Annotated in this window: 20 protein-coding genes, 1 tRNA gene and 1 pseudogene; 8 read left to right on the top strand and 14 right to left on the bottom strand. The window is 70.9% G+C overall.

Features of this window, described 5'->3' with window-relative positions; translation table 11 throughout:
- Positions 1 to 24 precede the first annotated feature (24 nt).
- Genes ACGFI9_RS29095 through ACGFI9_RS29085 form a run of 3 tightly spaced genes read right to left on the bottom strand, consistent with a single transcriptional unit; the run spans position 25 to position 2,629 of the window.
- Positions 25 to 738, bottom strand: a complete 714-nt coding sequence (locus ACGFI9_RS29095) for a hypothetical protein (RefSeq protein WP_393182903.1) — start codon at positions 736 to 738, stop codon at positions 25 to 27.
- Positions 735 to 872 carry a hypothetical protein gene (locus ACGFI9_RS29090; protein WP_393182901.1) on the bottom strand — a complete coding sequence of 46 codons (138 nt, stop codon included), beginning with the start codon at positions 870 to 872 and terminating at the stop codon, positions 735 to 737. Before ACGFI9_RS29090 ends, ACGFI9_RS29095 begins: the two co-directional genes overlap by 4 nt.
- Positions 869 to 2,629 (bottom strand): non-ribosomal peptide synthetase, encoded by a 1,761-nt coding sequence (locus ACGFI9_RS29085; RefSeq protein ID WP_393182899.1) that lies wholly within the window; start codon positions 2,627 to 2,629, stop codon positions 869 to 871. Before ACGFI9_RS29085 ends, ACGFI9_RS29090 begins: the two co-directional genes overlap by 4 nt.
- A 563-nt stretch (positions 2,630 to 3,192) precedes the next feature.
- Between ACGFI9_RS29085 and ACGFI9_RS29080 the strand changes: the two genes are divergently transcribed.
- The 5 genes from ACGFI9_RS29080 (at position 3,193) to ACGFI9_RS29060 (ending at position 9,066) form a co-directional block, all read left to right on the top strand.
- On the top strand, positions 3,193 to 4,404 hold the full coding sequence (locus ACGFI9_RS29080) for an acetyl-CoA carboxylase biotin carboxylase subunit family protein (RefSeq protein ID WP_393182897.1): 1,212 nt from the start codon (positions 3,193 to 3,195) through the stop codon (positions 4,402 to 4,404).
- A 362-nt stretch (positions 4,405 to 4,766) separates the two neighbouring features.
- On the top strand, positions 4,767 to 5,729 hold the full coding sequence (gene sbnA / locus ACGFI9_RS29075) for a 2,3-diaminopropionate biosynthesis protein SbnA (protein ID WP_393182895.1): 963 nt from the start codon (positions 4,767 to 4,769) through the stop codon (positions 5,727 to 5,729).
- 1 nt (position 5,730) lies between these two features.
- Positions 5,731 to 6,732: a 2,3-diaminopropionate biosynthesis protein SbnB gene (sbnB, locus tag ACGFI9_RS29070; RefSeq protein WP_393182893.1), complete on the top strand. Its 1,002-nt coding sequence runs from the start codon at positions 5,731 to 5,733 to the stop codon at positions 6,730 to 6,732.
- 41 nt (positions 6,733 to 6,773) lie between these two features.
- Positions 6,774 to 7,721 (top strand): ornithine carbamoyltransferase, encoded by a 948-nt coding sequence (locus ACGFI9_RS29065; protein ID WP_393182891.1) that lies wholly within the window; start codon positions 6,774 to 6,776, stop codon positions 7,719 to 7,721.
- Between the two features lie 466 nt (positions 7,722 to 8,187).
- Positions 8,188 to 9,066, top strand: coding sequence for a hypothetical protein (locus ACGFI9_RS29060; RefSeq protein ID WP_393182889.1), 879 nt, complete (start codon positions 8,188 to 8,190; stop codon positions 9,064 to 9,066).
- Between the two features lie 342 nt (positions 9,067 to 9,408).
- Here ACGFI9_RS29060 and ACGFI9_RS29055 read toward each other — a convergent pair whose 3' ends face one another.
- Positions 9,409 to 9,972 (bottom strand): dihydrofolate reductase family protein, encoded by a 564-nt coding sequence (locus ACGFI9_RS29055; protein ID WP_393182888.1) that lies wholly within the window; start codon positions 9,970 to 9,972, stop codon positions 9,409 to 9,411.
- A gap of 456 nt (positions 9,973 to 10,428) precedes the next feature.
- Between ACGFI9_RS29055 and ACGFI9_RS29050 the strand changes: the two genes are divergently transcribed.
- Positions 10,429 to 11,475, top strand: a complete 1,047-nt coding sequence (locus ACGFI9_RS29050; RefSeq protein ID WP_393182886.1) for an IS110 family transposase — start codon at positions 10,429 to 10,431, stop codon at positions 11,473 to 11,475.
- A gap of 131 nt (positions 11,476 to 11,606) precedes the next feature.
- Positions 11,607 to 12,041, top strand: a complete 435-nt coding sequence (locus ACGFI9_RS29045) for a hypothetical protein (protein ID WP_393182884.1) — start codon at positions 11,607 to 11,609, stop codon at positions 12,039 to 12,041.
- A 51-nt stretch (positions 12,042 to 12,092) separates the two neighbouring features.
- On the opposite strand, the gene ACGFI9_RS29040 is transcribed toward ACGFI9_RS29045, so the two are convergent.
- Positions 12,093 to 12,338 carry a DUF6086 family protein gene (locus ACGFI9_RS29040; RefSeq protein WP_393183104.1) on the bottom strand — a complete coding sequence of 82 codons (246 nt, stop codon included), beginning with the start codon at positions 12,336 to 12,338 and terminating at the stop codon, positions 12,093 to 12,095.
- Between the two features lie 44 nt (positions 12,339 to 12,382).
- Here ACGFI9_RS29040 and ACGFI9_RS29035 point away from each other — a divergent pair.
- Positions 12,383 to 12,628 (top strand): annotated as a pseudogene (locus ACGFI9_RS29035) (tyrosine-type recombinase/integrase); the annotation flags it as partial.
- Between the two features lie 69 nt (positions 12,629 to 12,697).
- Here ACGFI9_RS29035 and ACGFI9_RS29030 read toward each other — a convergent pair.
- The 9 genes from ACGFI9_RS29030 to ald form a co-directional block, all read right to left on the bottom strand.
- Positions 12,698 to 12,771: transfer RNA gene (locus ACGFI9_RS29030), tRNA-Pro, on the bottom strand.
- Between the two features lie 169 nt (positions 12,772 to 12,940).
- Entirely contained in the window at positions 12,941 to 14,335 is a 1,395-nt protein-coding gene (gene der / locus ACGFI9_RS29025) for a ribosome biogenesis GTPase Der (RefSeq protein ID WP_393183102.1), read from the bottom strand.
- An 8-nt stretch (positions 14,336 to 14,343) separates the two neighbouring features.
- Positions 14,344 to 15,024, bottom strand: a complete 681-nt coding sequence (cmk, locus tag ACGFI9_RS29020; protein WP_393182882.1) for a (d)CMP kinase — start codon at positions 15,022 to 15,024, stop codon at positions 14,344 to 14,346.
- A gap of 188 nt (positions 15,025 to 15,212) precedes the next feature.
- On the bottom strand, positions 15,213 to 15,983 hold the full coding sequence (locus tag ACGFI9_RS29015) for a pseudouridine synthase (protein ID WP_393182880.1): 771 nt from the start codon (positions 15,981 to 15,983) through the stop codon (positions 15,213 to 15,215).
- Positions 15,973 to 17,001: an SMC-Scp complex subunit ScpB gene (scpB, locus tag ACGFI9_RS29010; RefSeq protein ID WP_393182878.1), complete on the bottom strand. Its 1,029-nt coding sequence runs from the start codon at positions 16,999 to 17,001 to the stop codon at positions 15,973 to 15,975. The genes ACGFI9_RS29015 and scpB overlap by 11 nt, the downstream gene beginning before the upstream one ends.
- A gap of 5 nt (positions 17,002 to 17,006) precedes the next feature.
- Complete coding sequence (locus ACGFI9_RS29005; protein ID WP_393182876.1) at positions 17,007 to 18,011, bottom strand: segregation and condensation protein A; 1,005 nt, start codon at positions 18,009 to 18,011, stop codon at positions 17,007 to 17,009.
- A 41-nt stretch (positions 18,012 to 18,052) separates the two neighbouring features.
- Complete coding sequence (locus ACGFI9_RS29000; RefSeq protein WP_393182874.1) at positions 18,053 to 18,976, bottom strand: ParA family protein; 924 nt, start codon at positions 18,974 to 18,976, stop codon at positions 18,053 to 18,055.
- A 194-nt stretch (positions 18,977 to 19,170) separates the two neighbouring features.
- Positions 19,171 to 20,151, bottom strand: coding sequence for a site-specific tyrosine recombinase XerD (locus ACGFI9_RS28995; RefSeq protein WP_393183101.1), 981 nt, complete (start codon positions 20,149 to 20,151; stop codon positions 19,171 to 19,173).
- 11 nt (positions 20,152 to 20,162) lie between these two features.
- Entirely contained in the window at positions 20,163 to 21,278 is a 1,116-nt protein-coding gene (gene ald, locus ACGFI9_RS28990; protein ID WP_393182872.1) for an alanine dehydrogenase, read from the bottom strand.
- Between the last annotated feature and the right edge of the window lie 221 nt (positions 21,279 to 21,499).

Raw genomic sequence — 21,499 nt, 5'->3', positions numbered from 1 at the left:
CCAGTTGCTCGTGCTTTTCGGTGTTCAGGCGTGGCGTGTGGCGTGCGGCGCCAGATCGAGGTCGAGGTCGCCCGGATCGGCGACCTCGGTCGCCGGGCAGCCGACGGGTGGCGTGTCGGAGGCGGCCGCCTGCAGCAGGAACCAGAGCCATGCCTGGTAGCGGCCGACGATCTCGTCCACCGCCGCGCCCGCCTCCGCGGTCCCGAAGTCCTGCTCGTCGACGAAGGCCCGGGTGTGGCCGGTCAATTCCGCCCGCAGCCAGCCGATCGTCGCGTCCGGGTCGTCCAGCAGCGGGAAGGGCGGCTCGCTCGGGCCGGCGGCGCCGAGCTTTCGGCGCAGGTCGTCGTACTCGGTCCAGACCGTCCGTTCGTCCGGGACGGTTCCGGCGACCAGGATCAGCGCCCGCGGCGCGTATCCCAGCGCGGTGAGCGCCCCGGTGACGTGGTACGCGAACCGGGCAGCGCTGCAGTAGCCGACGACGGTCAGGGGCGTATCGCTGTCCGGCCGCAACCGGTCGAACTCGGCGACGCAGCGCGCGGCCAGAGCGTCGTAGTCGCACAGGTCCGGGCCGAGGTCCAGGGTGGTGACCGGGTCGAGTCGCCAGACCTCCCGCCCGGGGGCGGTCTCGGCGAGCATGGCGGCGAGTTCGCGGCCTGCGGAGTCGCCGGGGAACTCGACGGTCAGCAGGCAGCCCGCGCCGGTCCCCGCCGCGATCTGTCGGAGCGCAATCCGGCTCATCGAACCCTCTCCATCGTGGTCTCCAGGTGGCCGGTTACCGCGGTGGCGAGTGCCTCGGCGGCGGCCCGGAACACGACCGTGTCCGGGGCGCATCCGCCGGCGCCCAGCGGCGGGGTGACCAGTGCGCCGTTCACCCCGCCGCCTCGGCGTGCAGCGCGGTGACGGCGGCGAGGTAGTCGGCGAAGCGGCGGTGCTCGTAGAGGAGCGACGACCTCACCTGCACGTCGAGGCCGCGCCGCACCTGTGTGGTGAGTCGTACGGCCAGCAGGGAGTCACCGCCGGCGAGGAAGAAGTCGTCGTCCGGGCCGGGCTCGACCCCCAACACCGCCTGCCAGGCGGCGGCGACGGCGCCCGCCACACCCGTCCCGCCCGCGGCGGAGCTGTCCGTGGCGGGCGGCTCGTCGACGGCCTGCGGTCCGCGCCGCTCGGCTGCGGCACGGAGCGCGGCCCGGTCCAGCTTTCCGTTCACCGTCAACGGCAGGGCGGCCAGGACGTCGACCCGGTGCGGCACCATCGAGGCGGGAAGGCGTTCCCGCAGCCAGGCGCGTACCCCGTCGGCGTCGACCGGGCCGACCACCCACGTGGCGAGCAGCGCCGTATCCGCGTCGTCCAGCACGTCGGCGGCCGCCTGGGTGATCCCGGGCATGGCGAGCAGCGCCAGCTCGATCTCCCGCAGCTCGACACGGTTGCCGCGGATCTTGACCTGCCCGTCGGTCCGGCCGACGTAGCTCAGTTCACCCCGATCGGTCCAGCCGCAGATGTCACCGGTGCGGTAGTGGCGGTCGGACGGTTCCGGGCCGGTGACGAAGGCCGCGGCGGTCTCGGCGGGTGCGGTGCGGTAGCCCCGGGCCAGTACCGGCCCGGCGATGAGCAGCTCACCCGGGTCGCCGGGGCGGGCGGGGGGCGGGTCGAGCAGCAGCCGCGCGCCGGCCACCGGCCGGCCGATCGGCGGCGCGACCGAGGGGTCCTGGTCCCGGCGCAGGTCGTCGGTCGCGGTGACCAGGATGGTCGCCTCGGTCGGCCCGTAGAGGTTGTGCACCGCCGCGCCGAAATCCGCCGGCGGCCAGACCCGGAGCCGATCGCCGCCGGTGGCGAGGCTTCGCAGCCGACCCGTGTCGGCCCCGCTCCGGAGGAGCTGCTCAGTCAGCGGGGTGGCGAGGAAGCAGTGGTCGACCTCGCGCAGGGTGGCGGCGATCCGGTCCGGGTCGCGGACCACGGTCTCGTCGGCGAGCAGCACGGTGGCGCCGCGCATCAGCGGTGCCCACAGGTCGAGCAGACAGGCGTCGAAGGCGAGCCCCGCGAAGGCGGCGGTACGCGTACCCGGGCCGAGGCGGAAGAACTCGGCATACCAGTCGAGGGTGTTCACCAGGCTGCCGTGCTCGACCTCGACCTGCTTCGGCCGGCCGGTGGAGCCGGAGGTGGAGATCACGTAGGCGAGCCGGTCGGCCGGTGCGAGGGCGACGTGCTGGCCCGGTCCGCTCCGCACCACTGTCACGCCGTCCGGCAGCCGGTCGACCAGGCTTTCGTCGGCGAGCGCGACGCGGCAGTCCGCCTCGGCGAGGATCTGCGCGAGGCGGGCCGCCGGCAGCGCGGCGTCCAGCGGCAGAAAAGCCGCGCCACCGAGCCAGGCGGCGAGGTGGGCCACCACGACGGCGGCGGTGCGCGGTTGGAGTACCGCGACGACCGGCTCGGCGGGCCGGTCCGGTGTGTCGAGCTCCGCCTGGAGGCCGGCGGCGAGGGCGGCGGCCCGATCGACCAGATCGCGGTAGCTGAGCGCCCCGTCCCGATCGACGACGGCCGGCTGGTCGGGGGCCACTTCGGCCTGGCGGAGTATGGCGGCGGGGATGGTCGTGGGACGACCCCTGGCGGCAGCGGTGGCGGTGGCGGTCACGGCTGCGTGCCTGGTCGGATCACGGAGTAAGGCTCCATCGGGTGCGCGGCGACGGTGACAGGCAGCGACGTCCGGCGTCGTTGCCTATCGCCCATCTTGGCATCGGTCTGCCTCGTTCGGCCACTGTGGAGGTCGACATCCGGTGATCTTTTGGTGCCGGAGTTGATATACGTTCGCCTATTGACAGCGTGTCGGCACCCCGGCTAAGGGACCCGCGTCAGGCGGCCTCGGCGGGGCGAGCACCTGACGCCTCCTGGAGCGTGCTGACGTCTTCGGGGATCAGTCAGGCGCGAATGCGGTCGGGGCCGCGTCGCCCCGTCCAATCAGGACGTGCGGACGCTCACGACGGCCACCCACCAACCTCCCTCACTCACCGTGACGCTCGGCAGCACCGTTCGGGCACTCTGTGCCCGCTGCCGATTAGGCTGAGGCGGTTGGCCCAGAAGCCGGTGGGTGACTGGTGAGCCGGGGAACGAGTTGACGTCGCAAGCCATGTGTCGGCACAAGGAATTCGTGGAACTGGGGGCATTGGAGTGCTCGGGCAAGAATCTCGTGTTCTGTTGGTGGCCTACGACCTGGGCGCCGCTTCTCCGCTCGGCATCGCTTCTGCCGCACGCGGCCTCTGCAGGATCGTCTTTCTCGCCGATCGTTCGCGGCCGCACGTCGCGGATCAGTACGACGCCATGTGCGAGTGGGCCGATGTCGTGGACATCACCGGGCTGGACGAGGACGAGGTCTACCACAAGGTGTCGGGTATCGGTGCCGCCGGCGTCGTCACGTTCAGCGAGTTTCAGCAGCGACTGGTCGCTCATCTCGCACACAGGGCGGGATGGCGGGGCCACGGAACACAGACCGCGGCTCTGCTCACCGACAAGCACCTCCAACGGCGGTGCCTGTCGGATGCGGGAGTCGAGTCGACGCGTAGCGCGTTGATCGCCGCCGAATCCGATATCGAGAAGGCGGCCGTCGAGGTCGGGTTTCCCGCCGTGTTCAAGCCGCGCCACGGTGCCGCGAGTGCGCACACCCGACTGGTCGAATCCGTCGAGGAATGCCGATCAGCGTTTGCCGACTCCCCGGCCAGCGAGGGCTTGCCGTTCGTACTGGAAGAGTTTCTCGTGGGCGACCCACGTGCTGCTGGCGCCGGCTGGGGCGACTTCGTCGCGGTGTCGTCGGTCGTGCAGGACGGTGTGGTCCAGACCGCCTGCGTGACCGGGAAGCACCCGCTCGCGGAGCCCTTCCGCGAAACCGGTGACGTCATCCCGCACACCCTGGACGACTCCCTCGCCGAAGACGTCGTACGGCTGGAGCGCGCGGCGTTGACTGCGCTCGGCGTACGGGAGGGGGTGTGCGAAACCGAGATCAAGCTGACCGCTGCCGGACCGCGCATCATCGAGGTCAACGGGCGGTTGGCGGGATACCTGCACGGACTGCTCCGGCTGGCAACCGGGGCCAACATGATCCGGACCGTTCTCCAGGTCGCCCTCGGCGAGCCCGTGACCGTCTCCCCGCCTGCCGTCGACGGAGTCGCGTACCAGCGGTTCATCGCGCCTCCGTTCGGAAGCCGCGAGGTCGTGTCGCTGTCTCCGCTCGAGGAGTTGGAAAACCTGCCCGGGGTCGAATGGGTGGACGTACGGGCCGAGGTCGGCCAGCGGGTGACCTGGCAAGAGGGCACCCAGAGCATGCTCGCCATCGTCCACGGCTCAGCCAGAAGCCATGCGGAGGTCCTGTCCCTGATCGGGCACTTCGAAGACGCTGCGAAAGAGTGCTGCGCCTGACCGGCTGATCGCGTCCGCGCTCGCCCCCGACCGGCCGCCGACGCCGGCAGACACGCCGTCACCGGCCGGATCCGGGGGCGTGCGGGCGCGGGAGATCGGGCTGCTGCGTGGCTGGCAACGCGCGGCCCGCCGGCGGCCGTCTACAGTGGTCAGCAGCAAGCCGCTACCAGGTGCGGAGGAGGACCGAGGTAGTTCGACGGCAACGTCCCGGCGCGGCCGCCCCGGTGTCCGCCAGGCAAGCTGCCGGTCTGTTGCCTGGTCGACAAGGTCGATGTAACGTTCGCTCTCGCCGTCGGCGGTGATCCACTTGCGACGAAGGGCGATGGGCGAACGTGATATACGAACATGCTCACGACATCGTCGTGGACAACGTTTTTCTGCGTCTTGGTGATGCGATTCCGAAAGTCGACGTCTACCTCAAGCTCGAGGGTTTGAACCCCGCGGGTTCAGTCAAGCTGAAATCGGCGGTGAGCATGGTCCGCGACGCCGAGGAGCGGGGAGTGTTACGGCCGGGGGCCACTGTCGTCGAGTCCTCCTCGGGCAGCCTCGGCATCGCGCTGGCCATGATCTGCGCCGCCAGAGGCTACCGGTTCCGTTGCGTGACCGACCCGAACATCTCGGCGCAGAGCCGCGATGTGATGCGGGCCCTCGGCGCCGAGGTCGTGCAGGTCGACCAGCGCGACTCGAACGGCGGCTACCTCGGCGTGCGAATCGCCTACATTCGACAGCTCATCGACAAGGATCCGCACATCGTCTGGCTGAACCAGTACGCGAACCCGGCCAACTGGATCGTGCACGACCACACCACCGCCGCGGCGATCGCCGCCGAGATTCCCGACCTCGACTTCCTGTTCGTCGGCACGGGCACGGCCGGCACGCTGATGGGCTGCGTCAGGCACTTCCGACGAGTCTCCCCGGGAACGAAGATCGTCGCGGTCGACGCGGCCGGTTCGGTGAGTTTCGGCGGACCGGCCGGACGGCGGTTCATACCCGGCATCGGCACCAGTCGCCGTCCCGAAATCCTGCGTCCCGAGGCCGTCGACGACCTGGTGCTGGTGCCCGAGCCGGACGCCGTCCGTACCTGCCGCTGGCTCGCGCGCGAGCACGGCATCTTCGCCGGCGGCTCCACGGGCTCGGTGGTGTACGCCATCCTCCGGTACGCCGCCCAACTGCCCCCCGGCTCACGAGTGGTCGGTATCGCCCCTGACTTCGGTGACCGCTACGCGCAGACGGTCTACGACGACGCGTGGGTGGCCGAACGGCTCGGTGCGCAATGGCTGTCGACATCCACCGCCGACCTGGCTGCGGCCACTGCGGGGCGCTGAGATGTTCGACTTTCACGTCATGACCGGCCCGGACATCCGTGCCATCATCACCGAGTCACGACCGGCACTGATCGAACGGGTCCGGCAGACCTACCTCGCCCACCACCGCGGCGAGACGGTCAATCCGTCCAGCCACTGGCTGCGTTTCCCGGACGATCCCACGGCGCGGATCATCGCCCTGCCGGCGCTGCTGCCCGGCGAGACGCCGGTCGCCGGCATCAAGTGGATCAGCAGCTTCCCGGCCAACGTGTCTCGCAACGTGCCGCGAGCATCGGCGGTGTTGATCCTCAACGACGCCGAGACCGGTTATCCGTTCGCGTGCCTCGAGGCCGCGCAGATCAGCGCCGCCCGGACGGCCGCCTCGGCGGCGCTCGCCGCCGAAAGACTGCAGGGCGGGCGGGAGGCCGACAAGATCGCGGTGGTGGGGGCGGGCGTGATCTCCCGCAACGTGCTGGAGTTCCTGCACGCCGCCGACTGGAGGATCGGCCACATCGCCGTCTACGACACCGTTCCGACGTACGCCGACAACGCCGCAGCCCTCGCCGGACGGCTGGGCTATGGTGCATCCTCGGCGCCGTCGTTGCGTGCCGCCGCCGCCGGCGCGGACCTCGTGGTCCTGGCCACCACCGCGGCGACCCCGTACCTCGGCGCCGACATCCTGGCGCCCGGCCAGAATGTGCTGAACCTGTCCCTGCGCGACATCGACCCGGATGTGATCGCCGCGTCCCACAACATCCTGGACGATATCGATCATTGTCTGACCGCCAATACGTCCCCGCACCTGGCCGAGCAGCAACTGGGGCACCGCGACTTCATCGATGGGACCATCGGCCAGGTGCTCCTGGACCAGATCCAGCTCGGCGGCGACAAGCCGCGCATCTTCTCGCCATTCGGCCTGGGGGTGCTTGACATCGCGGTGGGCATCGAGCTGTTCCAGGCAGGTAGGCGACTCGGCCACCTGCGGACGGTGCCGGAATTCTTCGCCGAGACGGAGCGGTGGTAGGTGCCGTGACCGTCGCCCACCCTCCCCGAAAGGTGCAAGCCGTGCGCAGCGCCCCTGCAAGGCACCTCATCTCCCTGCGTGACCTGTCGGACTCTGACCTGCAGGGCATCGTCCAACGAGGGGCGGCCCTGGCCCGGCTGGCCGCGGACGGAACCCCCCTCGCGTCTGGTTCGCTGGCAGGCACGGTGGTGGGCATCTACTTCACCAAGACCTCGACCCGCACCAGAACGGCCTTCTCGGCCGGTGCGCTGCGCCTCGGCGCCGGCCTGACCACCTACGGTGCGCAGGACCTCCAGACGAACACCGGCGAGAGCAACGAGGACACCGGCCGGGTCCTGTCCCGGATGCTCACCGCACTGGTCGCCCGCACCGCCGGTGATCCGGCACAGATGCGTGCCTGGACCGACCAGAATCGGATGGCGGTCATCAACGCGATGAGCGCGGACGAGCATCCGACCCAGGCGCTGGCCGACCTGACAACCATGACGCTTCACTTCGGCGCGGTGGACGGCTTGCGCATCCTGTACGTCGGTGAGGGCAACAACACCGCCGCCGCGCTGGCGTTGGCCTTGAGCCGCTACCGCGGCGTGCACCTGGAGCTGCGTACGCCAGCCGGCTACGGACTCGCCACCGACATCCTCGAGTCGGCGGTGGCCCAGGCGCGAGCCAACGGCTCGGTGGTGCACGAGCGGCACGATCTCGCCGACCTGCCGACGGGTCTGGACGTCGTCTACACGGCGCGCTGGCAGACGACCGGCACCAGCAAGCCGGATCCCGGCTGGCGGGCCGCCTTCACCCCGTTCCAGGTGAACTCGGCACTGATGGACCACGCCCGGAAGGCGGTGTTCATGCACGACCTGCCGGCACATCGCGGCGAGGAAGTGACCGGCGATGTGCTGGACGGGCCGGCGAGCATCGCGTTCCCGCAGGCCGAAAACAAGATGTACAGCGCCATGGCGGTCCTGGAGTGGTGCCACGGGGTCTGGTGACCATCAGCGGATGAGGGAGGAGGCTACGGCACGCGCGAGGAGCAGACCGGCCGGGCCGTGACGGCCGGGCGCTCGCGCGTCCGACCCGCCCATGGCCATGGTGGTCCGCTGCGGTGGTTGGGCCCGCCACACCCGACTCCGGCAGGGTGTCGTCCGACGCGTCGCCAGCCCCGTCTCGACAGGACTACGTGCAGCCCGGCGTGGGCGGCTGCCGGTTCGGCCACCGGTCGAGCGTGTTCACGAGCGATCCGCCCGGTATGTGATCCTGTCCGTGACCGTGTCGTTGAAGCGGTCGGCTCTCGCCAAGCCGGTCAGCTGAGCGCGGACGAGCACCGCAGGTGACATCCGGCCCAGGCACCTCGTCGGGCTTCCCGGCAACGGTCAGCAGACACTCCTTCTTCCATCCGGCGTGGGTTGTCCGGAAGGCCCGTGCGTGGGCCGGACGTACGAGGAGGAGAAGTTGGGAGTGAGTGCGATCACGACAGCTGGCTTCCGGGCGGGGAACGCGACCGTCGGCGAATCGGTCGACGGCTCGGCGACGGTGACACTGGTGGTCAACGACGGGCCCGAATTCACGGCAGCCAGCCTCTCATCGCTGGCTCCGGCCGCACTCGGCAAAATTCCGTGGAGGCCGGCGCCGCTGTACGCCGGGCCGTTGCGTGCTGTCGTGCTCGATCCTGCAAGCGGCACAAGGGACCTGCGAGACACGCACATCGTTGCCGCACACGCGGCCCGGGCGCTGCGAGGTGTCGGAGTGATCGGGCTCCACTTCGACGCCAGCCAGGTCGCGGTGTGCCGAACGGGGCGGGTCGCCGGCGACCTCTCGACCGATACGCTCGTGGCGGCGGTGGACGCCGCCAAAGCTGCCTTGCCACCGGTCGGTGCTGTTCACGCCGACGACGCCGACCCGCCCTGCGATGATGGGCTGCGGGCGACCCACGTGACAACCGGAGCCTGGTCGGTGACAGGGTGGGGCCACATCTTCGCCGCACCGACTCACCCCGGCGTTGGCATGTTGTCCATTCTCACCACCGATGCGGTCGCTGGCATCAGGACGCTTGCGAGCGCGGTAGCCGCTGGGACGACAGCAGTTCACGGGAGCCCGGGGCTGCATCATGATCCGAACGGCGATACCGTACTGCTGTTGGCCAGCGGTGCATCGGGCGTGGCGGTCGCCGACGCCGCGCTCGCCGAGGCGGTTGCCGCAGTCTATGCCGACCTCGACCGGCAACGCTCCCTCATCGCCGACCATCACCGGCTGCGACCAGTGACGTGCACTGATCTACCTTCAATCGCAGTCAACGCCGGTCCGGCATCATGCCAGAACTCGACGCGCAGGCGGTGAGATGGAGTTTGAGCGAGCTGAGGCGTACTCGGGTCTGTGGCCGTCGCAGCGGTCGGCGGGCACTCGACATGTATGTGCGGCCGACGGCTTCCCGCGCACGCGGGGGTGATCCCCGCGCTGGCTCTACGGCCGGCACCCCCAGGGGGCTGGCGTCCGGATCCGGGGACGACTCTCCCAGGTACCGACCCCAATGCGCGGCAGCGAGGAGGTAGTTGTGGCGGGTGGTCTCCGGGTAGTTCCCGGCCCGCAGCGATCGGTCCCAGTCCCGCAGGAACCCAGCCCATCGCTACCGAACGTTGATCGGGCGGCCCGTAGCCCGGGCCCATCCGAGGTTGGGGGTACTCAGCGCCTGGTCTCGTACCTGGTCAGGACCACGCCGTCAGGGAACGTCCGGGTCTCCACCAGGGTCAGGTTCACCCAGTTGTCCAGGGCCGCAAAGAACGGCGTACCGCCACCTACCAGGACCGGATGGGTGACGATCGCGTACTCGTCGATCAGCCCGTCCCGCATGGCCACTGCGGCGAGTGTGGCGCCGCCGATATCCATGGGGCCGCCGTCCTCGGCCTTGAGCCGGGTGATCTCGGTGACCGCGTCGCCGGTGACCAGGCGGGTGTTCCAGTCGACCGTGCTGGTCCTCGAGGAGAACACCACCTTCGGCATGTCCCGCCAGCGGCGGGCGAACTCGATTTCCGCCGGTGTGGCACCCGGCTGCTGGTCGGCGGTCGGCCAGTGGGAGCTCATCGTCTCCCACAGTTTGCGCCCGTACAGCGCCATGCCTGTCGCCCTCACCCGGTCGGACCACCACTGGAACAGCTCGTCGCTCGGCACACTCCAGCCGAGGTCGTCGCCGGGCGCGGCGATGTAGCCGTCCAGGCTCAGGTTCATGCCGAAGGTCAGTTTTCGCATGGTGTCAGCCTCCCGTGAGTCGGTACTCGGCGTACAGACCAGCACGGCGCGGAAGAATCATCGGTCAGGCCACACCGAGGGCCGGTTCACCACCGCCAGGACCCCGTAGCGCCAGGACGGCGATACGATCTCCGCACTTATCTCTAGACCAACCGTCAAGCAACACCTGGGACGGATTCGTCACGCATCTGTGAGGCTCGCGGTGGTGGTCCTGGGTGGACTGTTGCCAGGATCGGTGCCGGTGATCAGGGCTGACTCATCAACCATCTGGCCGCTTCTGGCGTGCCTTGCGCTTGACCTGTCGTCTTGATCGCCGGCACCGGCCTGGCCCACCGTCTGGCCTGATCAGAAGCTTGCCCGCCCTTGCGGCGTGGCTCATCACAGATGTGCCGTAGGTGTCTCCACCCAGGCCGGTGCCAACGTCAACCACCGCCCCTGGGAAGGAGCAACGGTGTAATGCCCATGCTCGCAGAATCGGTCGATGCCGTCATCGGCGTGGACACTCACACCGACACGCACACCGCCTGCCTGCTCGATCACGCTGGGCGGAAGATTGCGACCATCACCATCGAGGCGAGCCCTGGCGGGTGCAGCGACCTTATCGCCTGGGCCGTGCAGCAGGCGCCAGGTCCGCGGTTGATCTGGGCGGTCGAAGGCCGCCGTTCGCACGGAGCCGGGCTGCTGCGCACGCTCCTGGCTGCAGGACAGCAGGTGATCGAGGCCGGGCGGCCGCAGCGCGTCGGTCGGCGGCCAGGCAAGTCTGACCCGTCCGATGCGCTTCTGGCCGCCCGCACCGCCCTGGCCGCAGGACATCACGCTCAGCCGCGTAGCGACGGCGACCGGGAAGCGTTACGCATCCTGCTCGTAGCCCGCGAACACGCCAATGCCACCCGCACCGCCGCGATCAACGTATTCAAGGCACTGCTGACCGCACCGGACCAGCTGCGCGAGCCGCTACGCCGACAGTCAACGCCGCGGCAGACCGCCGCGTGCGCCCTGCTACGCGTTCACCCCCGCCACACGCCCGCCGAACGGGTCCTGCGGCAGACCCTGCGCAGCCTGGCCCAACGCATCCGTCTGCTGGATAAAGAGATCCGCGCCAACGAGCGTCAACTTCACGACCTGGTCGACGCGATCATGCCCGCGTTACTGGCCGAGCCCGGCGTCGGCCCGGTCAGCGCGGCACACCTGGTCATCGCCTGGTCCCACCCCGGCCGCTGCCGCTCGGAGGCCGCCTTTGCCGCCCTCGCCGGCGTCAGCCCGCTGCAGGCGTCCTCCGACCGCATCACCCGTCACCGGCTCAACCGCTTCGGCGACCGCCAGCTCAACCGAGCTCTCCACACGATCGTGAACTGGCGCATGATCCACGGCCACGAACCCACCCAGCACTACCTCACCCGCCGACGCGCACAACGGAAATCCGACACCGAAATCCGCCGCTGCCTCAAGCGCTACACCGCCCGGCACATGTTCCGGCTCATGGAAACCGCCGGAAGGACTTGACGAGCCATAGAAGCGTCAAGTGGGACTCGACACGCGGCAGCCGCCTGTCCTGCGCCGGTTGGTGGTTGACGCGGCGGCCTCGGCTGATCCTCGACGCTCGGCCCGTCTCCGATCGTGTAACGATGATGCCCGTGTCGAGCAGCGAGGCAGACAACTCCCGGACTTTGCGACTGATCGGCTACTGGTGTGGACCAGGCGAAGAGCACTGGCCCGACCCCGCGCTGTTCGTAGACCGCGAGGCCGATGCGGCGAGCCAGCGACGGGTAAGCGACTACCTGCGTGCCGGCACATGGTTCGTGGCTACAGCGGGCCACTCACTGTGTCGGCTGTGTGGCACCCGCAACGGATCCACTGAACTGACCGACGGCAAGTACTTCGTATGGCCAGAGGGGCTCGCACACTACATCGACGCGCACCACGTGCGACTACCCGACGAGGTCACCGACCTGATGGATCAGCCGCCGGCGCCCGTCGACGTGGAAGCGTTCGAGCGTGACGTCCTCGAAACGGAACAGATCGTCATCGACACAGCCTGGTGGCATTCGGTGCGTGGCTCACAGTCCTGAACCCGATTGCAGCTCTAGCGTCAGCATCCTGCGACGCCACTTCGTCAACCGTCATGCGAGACCAGGCATCGCCGGCAGCCGGCCGTCGGTGTCGCCGCACATGGACTTCGCCAGCGCCCCTGCCTGTTCAATGATGGCCACCTGCGCCTCGTCTGACGGCGTGACCGGAATGCCCACCCGGTCGAGCAGAACCAGGCAGATGAGGAGCACCCCTCGGATCTGCTCGTGGGATACCGGATGCCTTGTAGAAAAGTACGAGTCCCAGAGCTGCTCAACGAACATGGCGAAGGTTCGCAGGTCTTCCCGCAGGCGAGCTCCGGCGGTCAGATCATCGTGATCATGATCGGCACAACGTACTGCGGGCCTTCCGCCCGGTCCTCGCCAAAGCGGGCCTTGACCCGCGCGACTGGACTCCCCGCGAGCTGCGGCACAGCTTCGTGTCCGTGCTGTCCGACAGCGGCACGAGCATCGAGCAGATTGCCGACCTCTGCGGCCACTCCGGCACGACCGTCTACCGGCACCAGCTGCGGCCGGTGGTCCTGCGCGGTGCAGTCGCCATGGATCGGATCTTCGGCACTGAGGCGTAGTCACTCAGTTAGACACCCAGCTACGACGAGAGGGCATATCCATCCATCGGATATGCCCCCTGAGCTGCGTCGGGACGGCCGGATTTGAACCGACGACCCCTTGACCCCCAGTCAAGTGCGCTACCAAACTGCGCCACGTCCCGATGCCCCCGCGCGGTGTTCCCCGCGGCAGCCGGTACAGCTTAGCGCAGGATCTTCGCACCTGCGCACAGGCCCCTCCCGTGCCGCGCGTGCCCCGCGCCACTCCCCCTAGAGCGTCCTAGGAAGTGTGAAGCCGCCGGGGGTGAGCCCGGCGGCTTCAGGGACAGCGGGTCAGCCGTGGGCCTTGCCGCGACCGCCCGGGCCGACCTTCTTGCGGGCGCGTACCGAGATGTCGATCGGGGTGCCCTCGAAGCCGAACTCCTCGCGGAGCTTGCGCTCGACGAAGCGCTGGTAGCCGGCGTCCAGCGGCCCGGTGGTGAAGAGCACGAAGCGCGGCGGGGCCACCCCGGCCTGGGTGGCGAAGAGGATGCGCGGCGCCCGGCCACCGCGCACCGGGTGCGGGGTGGCCTGGACCAGGGCGGTGAGCCACTGGTTGAGCTGCGCGGTCGGGATCCGGGTCTCCCAGCTCGCCAGGGCCTTGCGCAGCGCCGGGGCGAGCTTGTCGACGGCCCGGCCGGTCTTGGCCGACAGGTTCAGCCGCAGCGCCCACGGGATGCGCCGCAGCTCCCGGTCGATCTCCTTGTCCAGGTAGTACCGGCGCTCGCCGTCGACCAGGTCCCACTTGTTGAAGGCGATGACCAGGGCGCGGCCCGCCTCCACGACCATGGAGAGGATCCGCTGATCCTGCTCGCTGATCACCTCGCTGGCGTCGAGCAGCACCACGGCCACCTCGGCCGCCTCGATCGCCGACGCGGTCCGCAGGCTGGCGTAGTACTCGGTGCCGCTGGCCTTGCCGACCCGCTTGCGCAGGCCGGCGGTGTCCACCAGCTGCCAGGTCTCCCCGCCGATCTCCACCAGGCTGTCGACCGGGTCGACGGTGGTGCCGGCGACCGAGTCGACCACCGCCCGCTCCTCTCCCGAGAAGCGGTTGAGCAGGCTGGACTTGCCGACGTTCGGGCGGCCGACCAGGGCCACCCGGCGCGGGCCGCGCGGCCGGTGCTCCACCACCTTGGGAGCCTCGGGCAGGACGTCCATGATGGCGTCCAGCAGGTCGCCGGAGCCCCGGCCGTGCAGCGCCGACACCGGGTACGGCTCACCGAGGCCGAGCGACCAGAGCGCCGTCGCCTCCATCTCGATGGTCGTGTTGTCGGCCTTGTTGGCCACCAGGATGACCGGCTTGGCGCTGCGCCGCAGCATCTTCACCGCGGCCTCGTCCACATCGGTCGAACCGACCATGGCGTCGACCACGAAGAGCACCACGTCGGCCGTGGCCACGGCCGCCTCGGCCTGCGCGGCGATCGCCGCGGCGCGGTCCTTCGCGTCGGGCTCCCAACCGCCGGTGTCCACCACGGTGAACGCCCGGCCGTTCCACTGCGCGTCGTACGGGACCCGGTCGCGGGTCACCCCGGGAATGTCCTCGACGACCGCCTGGCGGCGGCCGATGATCCGGTTGACCAGGGTCGACTTGCCCACGTTGGGGCGGCCGACCACGGCCACCACGGGCTGCGGGCCGGACGGCTCCCCGGAGTCGAGCTCCGGCTCGCGCAGCTCGACCCAGCCGTTGATGTCGTCGGTCACGCCACGCCCCGCTCGGTGAGCAGCTCGCGCAGCCGGGCGACGACCTCGTCGATGCCGAGCTCGGTGGTGTCCAGCACCACCGCGTCGGGGGCCTGCTGGAGCGGGTTGACCTTGCGGGTCGAGTCGAGCTTGTCCCGGCGCGCCAGGTCGGCGGCGGTGGCGGCCACGTCGGCGGCGTCCTCGGCGCTGCGCCGCTGGGCACGCGCGGCCTCGGAGGCGGTCAGGTAGACCTTCAGGTCGGCGTCCGGCGCCACCACCGAGCCGATGTCGCGGCCCTCGACCACGATCCGGCCGGCGTTCTCGATCACCTGCCGCTGCCGGGCGACCAGCAGCTCGCGGACGGCCGGCACGGCGGCCACCGCGGAGACCGCGCCGGTCACCTCGGGACCCCGGATCTCCTTCTCCACGTTCACGCCGTCGGCGGTCACCGCGTACCCCTGGGGCTCGGTGCCGATGCGCAGGTCGACCTCGCCGGCGACCTTGGCCACCGACTCGGCGTCGGTCAGGTCGACGCCGGAGCGCAGCACCGCCCAGGTGAGCGCCCGGTACATCGCGCCGGTGTCGAGGTAGCGGGCACCGAGGCTGACCGCGAGCCGCCGCGACACGGTGGACTTACCCGAACCGGACGGCCCGTCCACAGCGACCACGCAGCGCCCGGCCGGTACGTTTTCCTCCACCGTTGTCCTCCTCAGCCCGTACCTCGCGGGTCGCCGGTGTCTCCGGCGCCGTTGAGCGGTTGTCCATCCTCAATCATGCCCGCACCGCGCGGGTCGGCCGCGCGCGACGCCGGCGGGGGCGACCCGCGCCACCCGTCGGCCGTGGGCCGCGTCGAAGCCTACCGGCAGCCGTACCCCGAAGGACGGGGTCAGTCACCCACCGCCTTGAACAGCGCGGCGACCTCCGCGTTGGTCAGCCGCCGCAGCCGCCCGGTGCGCAGGTCGCCGAGCTTGATCGGCCCGATCGAGGTACGGATCAGCCGGGACACCGGGTGTCCCATCTCGGCCATCAGGCGCCGGACGATGTGCTTGCGCCCCTCGTGCAGGGTCAGCTCCACCTGGGCGGTTTTGCCCAGGCTGTCCACCACCTTGAACGAGTCGACCTTGACCGGCCCGTCCTCCAGCTCGACGCCAGCCGTCAGGCGCTTGCCCAGGTTGCGCGGGATCGGCCCGGCCACCTCGGCGAGGTAGGTCTTGAGCACCTCGTACGACGGGTGCATGAGCTTGTGGGCGAGGGTGCCGTCGTTGGTGAGCAGCAGCAGGCCCTCGCTGTCGGCGTCGAGCCGCCCGACGTGGTAGACCCGCTGCTCCAGCCGCGCGCCGATGAAGTCGGCGAGCTCGGTGCGGCCCTTCTCGTCGGCCATGGTGGTGACCACCCCGCGCGGCTTGTTCATCGCCACGTAAACCAGGCGGACGTCGGCCTGCAACCGCTCACCGTCGACGTGGATCACGTCGCGCGCCGGGTCGGCCTTGTCGCCGAGCTGGGCCACCCGGCCGTTGACAGTGACCCGGCGTCGGAAGATCAGGTCCTCGCAGGCGCGCCGCGATCCCACCCCCGCGGCGGCGAGCACCTTCTGCAGGCGCTCGGCACCCTCGTACACGGGGGCATCGGGCTTCGGGGCACGGTCGTCACGTCGCATCGGCAAGCTCTTCTACGTCGTCGGGGAGGAAGGGGGCCAGGGGCGGCAGGTCGTCCACCGAGTTCAGCCCCAGCTTCTCCAGGAACATCGTGGTGGTCCGGTAGAGGAAGGCCCCGCTGTCCGCTTCGGTGCCGCACTCCTCGACCAGGCCGCGGGAAACCAGGGTACGGATCACCCCGTCGCAGTTGACACCCCGGATGGCGGAGATCCGCGACCGGGTCACCGGCTGCTTGTAGGCGACCACGGCCAGGGTCTCCAGCGCGGCCTGGGTCAGCCGTACCGACTGCCCGTCCAGTACGAACCGCTCGACGTAGGTGGCGTATTCCGGGCGGGTGTAGAGACGCCAGCCACCGGCGGCCCGACGCAGCTCGAAGCCGTGCCCGGCGGCGGTGTAGCCGGCCGCGATCTCGTCGAGCATCGGTCCGATCCGCTCCGGTGCCTGTTCGAGGACCTGGGCCAGGGTCAGCTCGCTGACCGGCTGGTCCACCACCAGCAGGATCGCCTCCAGCGCGCCGCGCAGCTCGGCGTCATCCAGCTCGGGCGCGGGCTCCGGCGCGGGCGCCGCCCGCCGCCGCCCCCGGTTTCCGGGTACGCCGACCGGGGCGCTCTCCTCCGCCGCGTCCCCCGGCTCCCCCGCGCCGCTCGGCTCCACCGCCCCGGTCAGCTCCGTGGCGTCGGTGGGCTCCATCGCACTGGCCAGCTCGGCCGCAGCGGTCGGCTCCGCCGCACCGGTCAGCTCTGCCGCCACCTCGCCGCCGGCCTCCGCCGCCGTCTCAGGCGTAAAGATCTTGGAAGAATTCGGCCCCTCCAGGGGCCATTTCCGCCCAAGATCCGCGGAGGGTTCCGGCGCCACGTCGGCGGGTGGAGCGTCGGCGGGGGGCCCGGCGTCGACGGGGGGCTCGGCATTGGCGGCGGGGTCGGTGTCGGCGCGCGGCTTGGGCGGGGCGGGGCGCTCCCACGGGGGGATCCAGGCGGCGGCCTGGTCGGCCAGCGAGTCGCGGCGCTCCTCGTCGCTCATCGGGGTCACTCCTGCGTCGGTGCGGGCTCGTCCGCCAGGGCGGGCGGGGCGTCGGCCGGGCTGGGCGGGGCGTCAGCCGCCGGGGCGGGTGGGGCGTCGGCGGGCGGCTCCGGGGAGCCGGCGTACTCGTCGATGGTCAGCTCGGTGCCGCCCTCGGCGGGACCGGTCCAGCGGACCGTCAGCTCCTCCAGGGCCTGCTCCTGCACGAAGGCGACCAGCCCCTGCCGGTAGAGCTCCAGCAGGGCGAGGAAGCGGGCCACCACCTCCAGGGTGATCTCGCAGTCGGCGCAGAGCAGGGAGAAGGTGGCGGTGCCGGCGCGGCGCAGCCGCCCGGTGATGATCTCGGCGTGCTCCCGGACGCTGACCCGGACCATGTGCACGTGGGCGATCGACACCTCGGGCACCGGCTTCGGGGTCATCGCCTTGAGGGCGAGCTTGAGCAGCCGCTCCGGGCCGATCCCGAGCACCAGGTCGGGCAGGGCCTCGGCGTACCGGGGCTCCAGGGTGACCGCGCGGGGGTAGCGGCGACCGCCGACCGATTCCAGCTCGGCCAGGTGCGCCGCCGCCTCCTTGTACGCCTTGTACTGCAGCAGCCGGGCGAAGAGCAGGTCCCGCGCCTCCAGCAGGGCCAGGTCCTCCTCGTCCTCCACCTCGGCGGCGGGCAGCAGCCGGGCCGCCTTGAGGTCGAGCAGGGTGGCGGCGATCAGCAGGAACTCGCTGGTCTCGTCCAGGTCCCACTGGTCGCCCATGGCCCGGATGTACGCGATGAACTCGTCGGTGACCTTGTGCAGGGCCACCTCGGTCACGTCGAGCTTGTGCTTGCTGATCAGCTGGAGCAGCAGGTCGAACGGGCCGGTGAAGTTGTCCAGCCGTACGGTGAAGCCGCTGGCCTCCTCGACGGTGGCCGCCGCGGCGGGCACCACGCCGTCGACCTCGGCGGCCAGCTCGGCGGCGGCCACGGGATCGCCGGCGCCGTGCGGCGCGGGCGGGTCGAGGGGCGGTGCGGTCACCGGCAAACCGTAATCCACGGTCCGGAACCCCGGCGTTCGGCCTACCGGTCGGCCTCGGCGGCGATCACCTCTCGGGCCAGCTGGCGGTAGTTGCGCGCGCCCGAGGAGGCCGGGTCGAGGGTGGTGATCGGGGCGCCGGCCACGGTCGACTCGGGGAACTTCACGGTCTTGGTGATCACGGTCTGGTAGACCTTGTCGCCGAACGCCTCCACCACCCGCTGCAGCACCTGCCGGCAGTGGGTGGTGCGGCTGTCGTACATGGTGGCGAGGATGCCCTCGAGCTCCAGGTCGAAGTTGAGCCGCTCGCGCACCTTGTCGATGGTGTCCAGCAGCAGCGCGACCCCGCGCAGGCTGAAGAACTCGCACTCCAGCGGGATGAGCACGCCGTGCGCCACGGTGAGCGCGTTGATCGCCAGCAGGCCCAGCGAGGGCTGGCAGTCGATCAGGATGAAGTCGTACTCCTTGCGGACCGACTTGAGCACCCGGGCCAGGGCCATCTCCCGGGCGACCTCGTTGACCAGCTGGATCTCGGCGGCGGAGAGGTCGATGTTGGCCGGCAGCAGGTGCAGCCCGGCCACGTCGGTCTTGATCAGGACGTCCTCGGCGGTGACGTCGTCCTGCATGAGCAGGTTGTAGACCGACAGGTCGAGGTTGTGCGGGTTGACGCCGAGGCCCACGGAGAGGGCGCCCTGCGGGTCGAAGTCGACCAGCAGCACCTTGCGGCCGTACTCGGCGAGGGCGGCACCCAGGTTGATGGTGGTCGTGGTCTTGCCGACGCCACCCTTCTGGTTGGCCATCGCGATGATCCGCGCCGGGCCGTGCCGGTCGGTCGGCATCGGCTCGGGGATCGGCTTGCGCATGGTGTAGGCGGACGGGTCGGCCGGACCGAGGTCGGCGCCGAGCGTCGCCTGCTGCTCGCGGAGCTCCGACGTCCAGGTCTCGGCACGGTCCTCGTTGCCTGCCATGTCCTCGTTGCCCCCTCCCGACGACCACCCGGCGTCGGAGCCGTCCGACGTCCCTCGCGGCGCCGTTGCGCACCCTGCGGTTCGTCGCCCCTTGAGGTCCGCGCCGATGCCGACTGTACGCCACACGCCAGCAGCGCGTTCGGTACCGGGTCGGCGTGTCGGGCGGGCCGGGACACCGGCCCGGTCCGAAGAGGTCAGCCGCGGGCCCGCGGGTGGGCCGTCGCGTACACCTCACGCAGCCGTTCCACGGTGACCAACGTGTACACCTGGGTGGTGGTGACCGAGGCGTGGCCGAGCAGTTCCTGCACCACCCGGACGTCGGCGCCGCCGTCGAGCAGGTGGGTGGCGTACGAGTGGCGCAGGGTGTGCGGGGAGACGGCGTCCGCTCCGGTCACCGGCAGGCCGGCCCGCTCGGCGGCGCCGCGCAGCACCGCCCAGGCGCCCTGCCGGGTCAGCGGGCCGCCCCGGGCGTTGACGAAGACGGCCGGGGTGCCCCGGCCTGCGGCGAGCAGCGCCGGGCGGCCCCGGACCAGCCAGGCGCGCACCGCCTCGACGGCGTACCCGCCGATCGGGACCAGCCGGGTCTTCCCGCCCTTGCCGCGCAGCAGCACGGCGCCCTCGTCGAGGTCCAGGTCGTCCAGCACGGCGCCGACCGCCTCGGAGATGCGGGCGCCGGTCCCGTACAGGAACTCCAGCAGCGCCCGGTCGCGCAGCGCGCGGGGCGCCCCGTCGCCGGTGGCGGTGACCGGGCCGGCGGTCTCCAGCAGCCGGAGCACGTCGTCGACGGGGAGGGCCCGCGGCAGCCGGCGCGCCGGGGTGGGCGGGCGGACGTCCCGGGCCGGGTCGACGCCGGCCATCCCCTCGCGCAGCGCGAACCGGTGCAGGCCGCGGACGGCGCTGGCCGCGCGGGCGGCGGAGGAGACCGCGAGCGGCGGGTGGTCGGCGTCGCCGGCGCGCAGCCGGGCCAGGTGTCCCTCGATCTCGGCGGGCCCGACGGCGGCCAGCTCGGTCACCCCGGCGGCGGCCAGGGTGGCGAGGTAGCGGTCCAGGTCCCGGCGGTACGCGGCGAGGGTGTTCGCGGAAAGTCCACGCTCGACGGTGAGGTGGTCCAGGTAGCCCCGGACGGCACGGCGCAGGGCCGGCGCGGGTTCCGCGCCGGCCCCTACCGTGGTCAGGGTGTCGCCCGTCAGGCCAGCACCTCGGACAGCGGCAGCACGCCCATGCCGTGCGCCTCGGCGACCGGGCCGTAGACGACCTGGCCGGCGTGGGTGTTCAGGCCCAGCGCCAGGGCGGGGTCGTTGCGCAGCGCCTGCCGCCAGCCCTGGTTGGCCAGTTCGAGGGCGTACGGGAGGGTGACGTTGGTCAGCGCGTGGGTGCTGGTATTCGGCACCGCGCCCGGCATGTTCGCCACGCAGTAGAAGATCGACTCGTGCACCTTGTAGACCGGGTCGGCGTGGGTGGTGGGACGCGAGTCCTCGAAGCAGCCGCCCTGGTCGATGGCGATGTCGACGAGCACGCTGCCCGGCTTCATCCGGGAGACCAGCTCGTTGGAGATGAGCTTCGGGGCCTTCGCGCCGGGCACCAGCACCGCGCCGATGACCAGGTCGGCGTCGAGCACGGCCCGCTCGATCTCGTACGCGTTGGAGGCCACGGTCTGCAGGTGGCCGCGGTAGATGGCGTCGGCCTGGCGCAGCCGGGCCACGTTCTTGTCCAGCAGCAGCACCTCGGACTGCAGGCCGAGGGCGATGGCGGCGGCGTTCATACCGGAGACGCCGGCGCCGATCACCACGGTCTTGGCCGCGTACACGCCGGAGACGCCGCCGGGCAGCACGCCCCGGCCCCCGCCGGTGCGCATCATGTAGAAGGCGCCCACCTGCGGGGCGAGTCGGCCGGCCACCTCGGACATCGGGGCGAGCAGCGGCAGGGAGCGGTCGGGCAGCTCCACCGTCTCGTACGCGATGCCGGTGACCTTGCGGTCCAGCAGCGCGTCGGTGCACTCCTTGGAGGCGGCCAGGTGCAGGTAGGTGAAGAGCACCTGCCCCTCGCGCATCCGGTGGTACTCCTCGGCGATCGGCTCCTTGACCTTGAGCACCAGCTCGGCGGCGTCCCAGACCTCGTCGGCGGTGGCGAGGATCTTCGCGCCGGCGGCGGCGAACTCGTCGTCGGTGATGCTGGAACCGACGCCCGCGCCGGACTCGACGAACACCTCGTGGCCGTGGCGGGTGAACTCGTTGACGCCCGCGGGCGTGATCGCCACGCGGTACTCGTGGTTCTTGACCTCGCGTGGGATTCCGACCTTCACGATGCAGACACCTTCCTTCGGGGCTGCTCACCCCCGACTGCTCGGTGCCGCGACGGCCCCATTGCCGACGCGGTCCACCGGTCCCGCCGGCGGCAGTCTAGGCCCGTGGAAAGTCGCCGGAGGCCAGCACAGTGACATCCGGTGCCCGGTCGTCCTGACGATGTGTCAGGCATGAACCGGGCTGGGCGGTGGAGACCGCCTCAGCCGTCAGGACACTATTG

The organism is Micromonospora sp. NPDC048930 (assembly GCF_043197935.1).
In the GTDB taxonomy this organism is placed as follows: Bacteria; Actinomycetota; Actinomycetes; order Mycobacteriales; family Micromonosporaceae; genus Micromonospora.
This window is presented reverse-complemented; position numbering and strand designations above follow the sequence as displayed.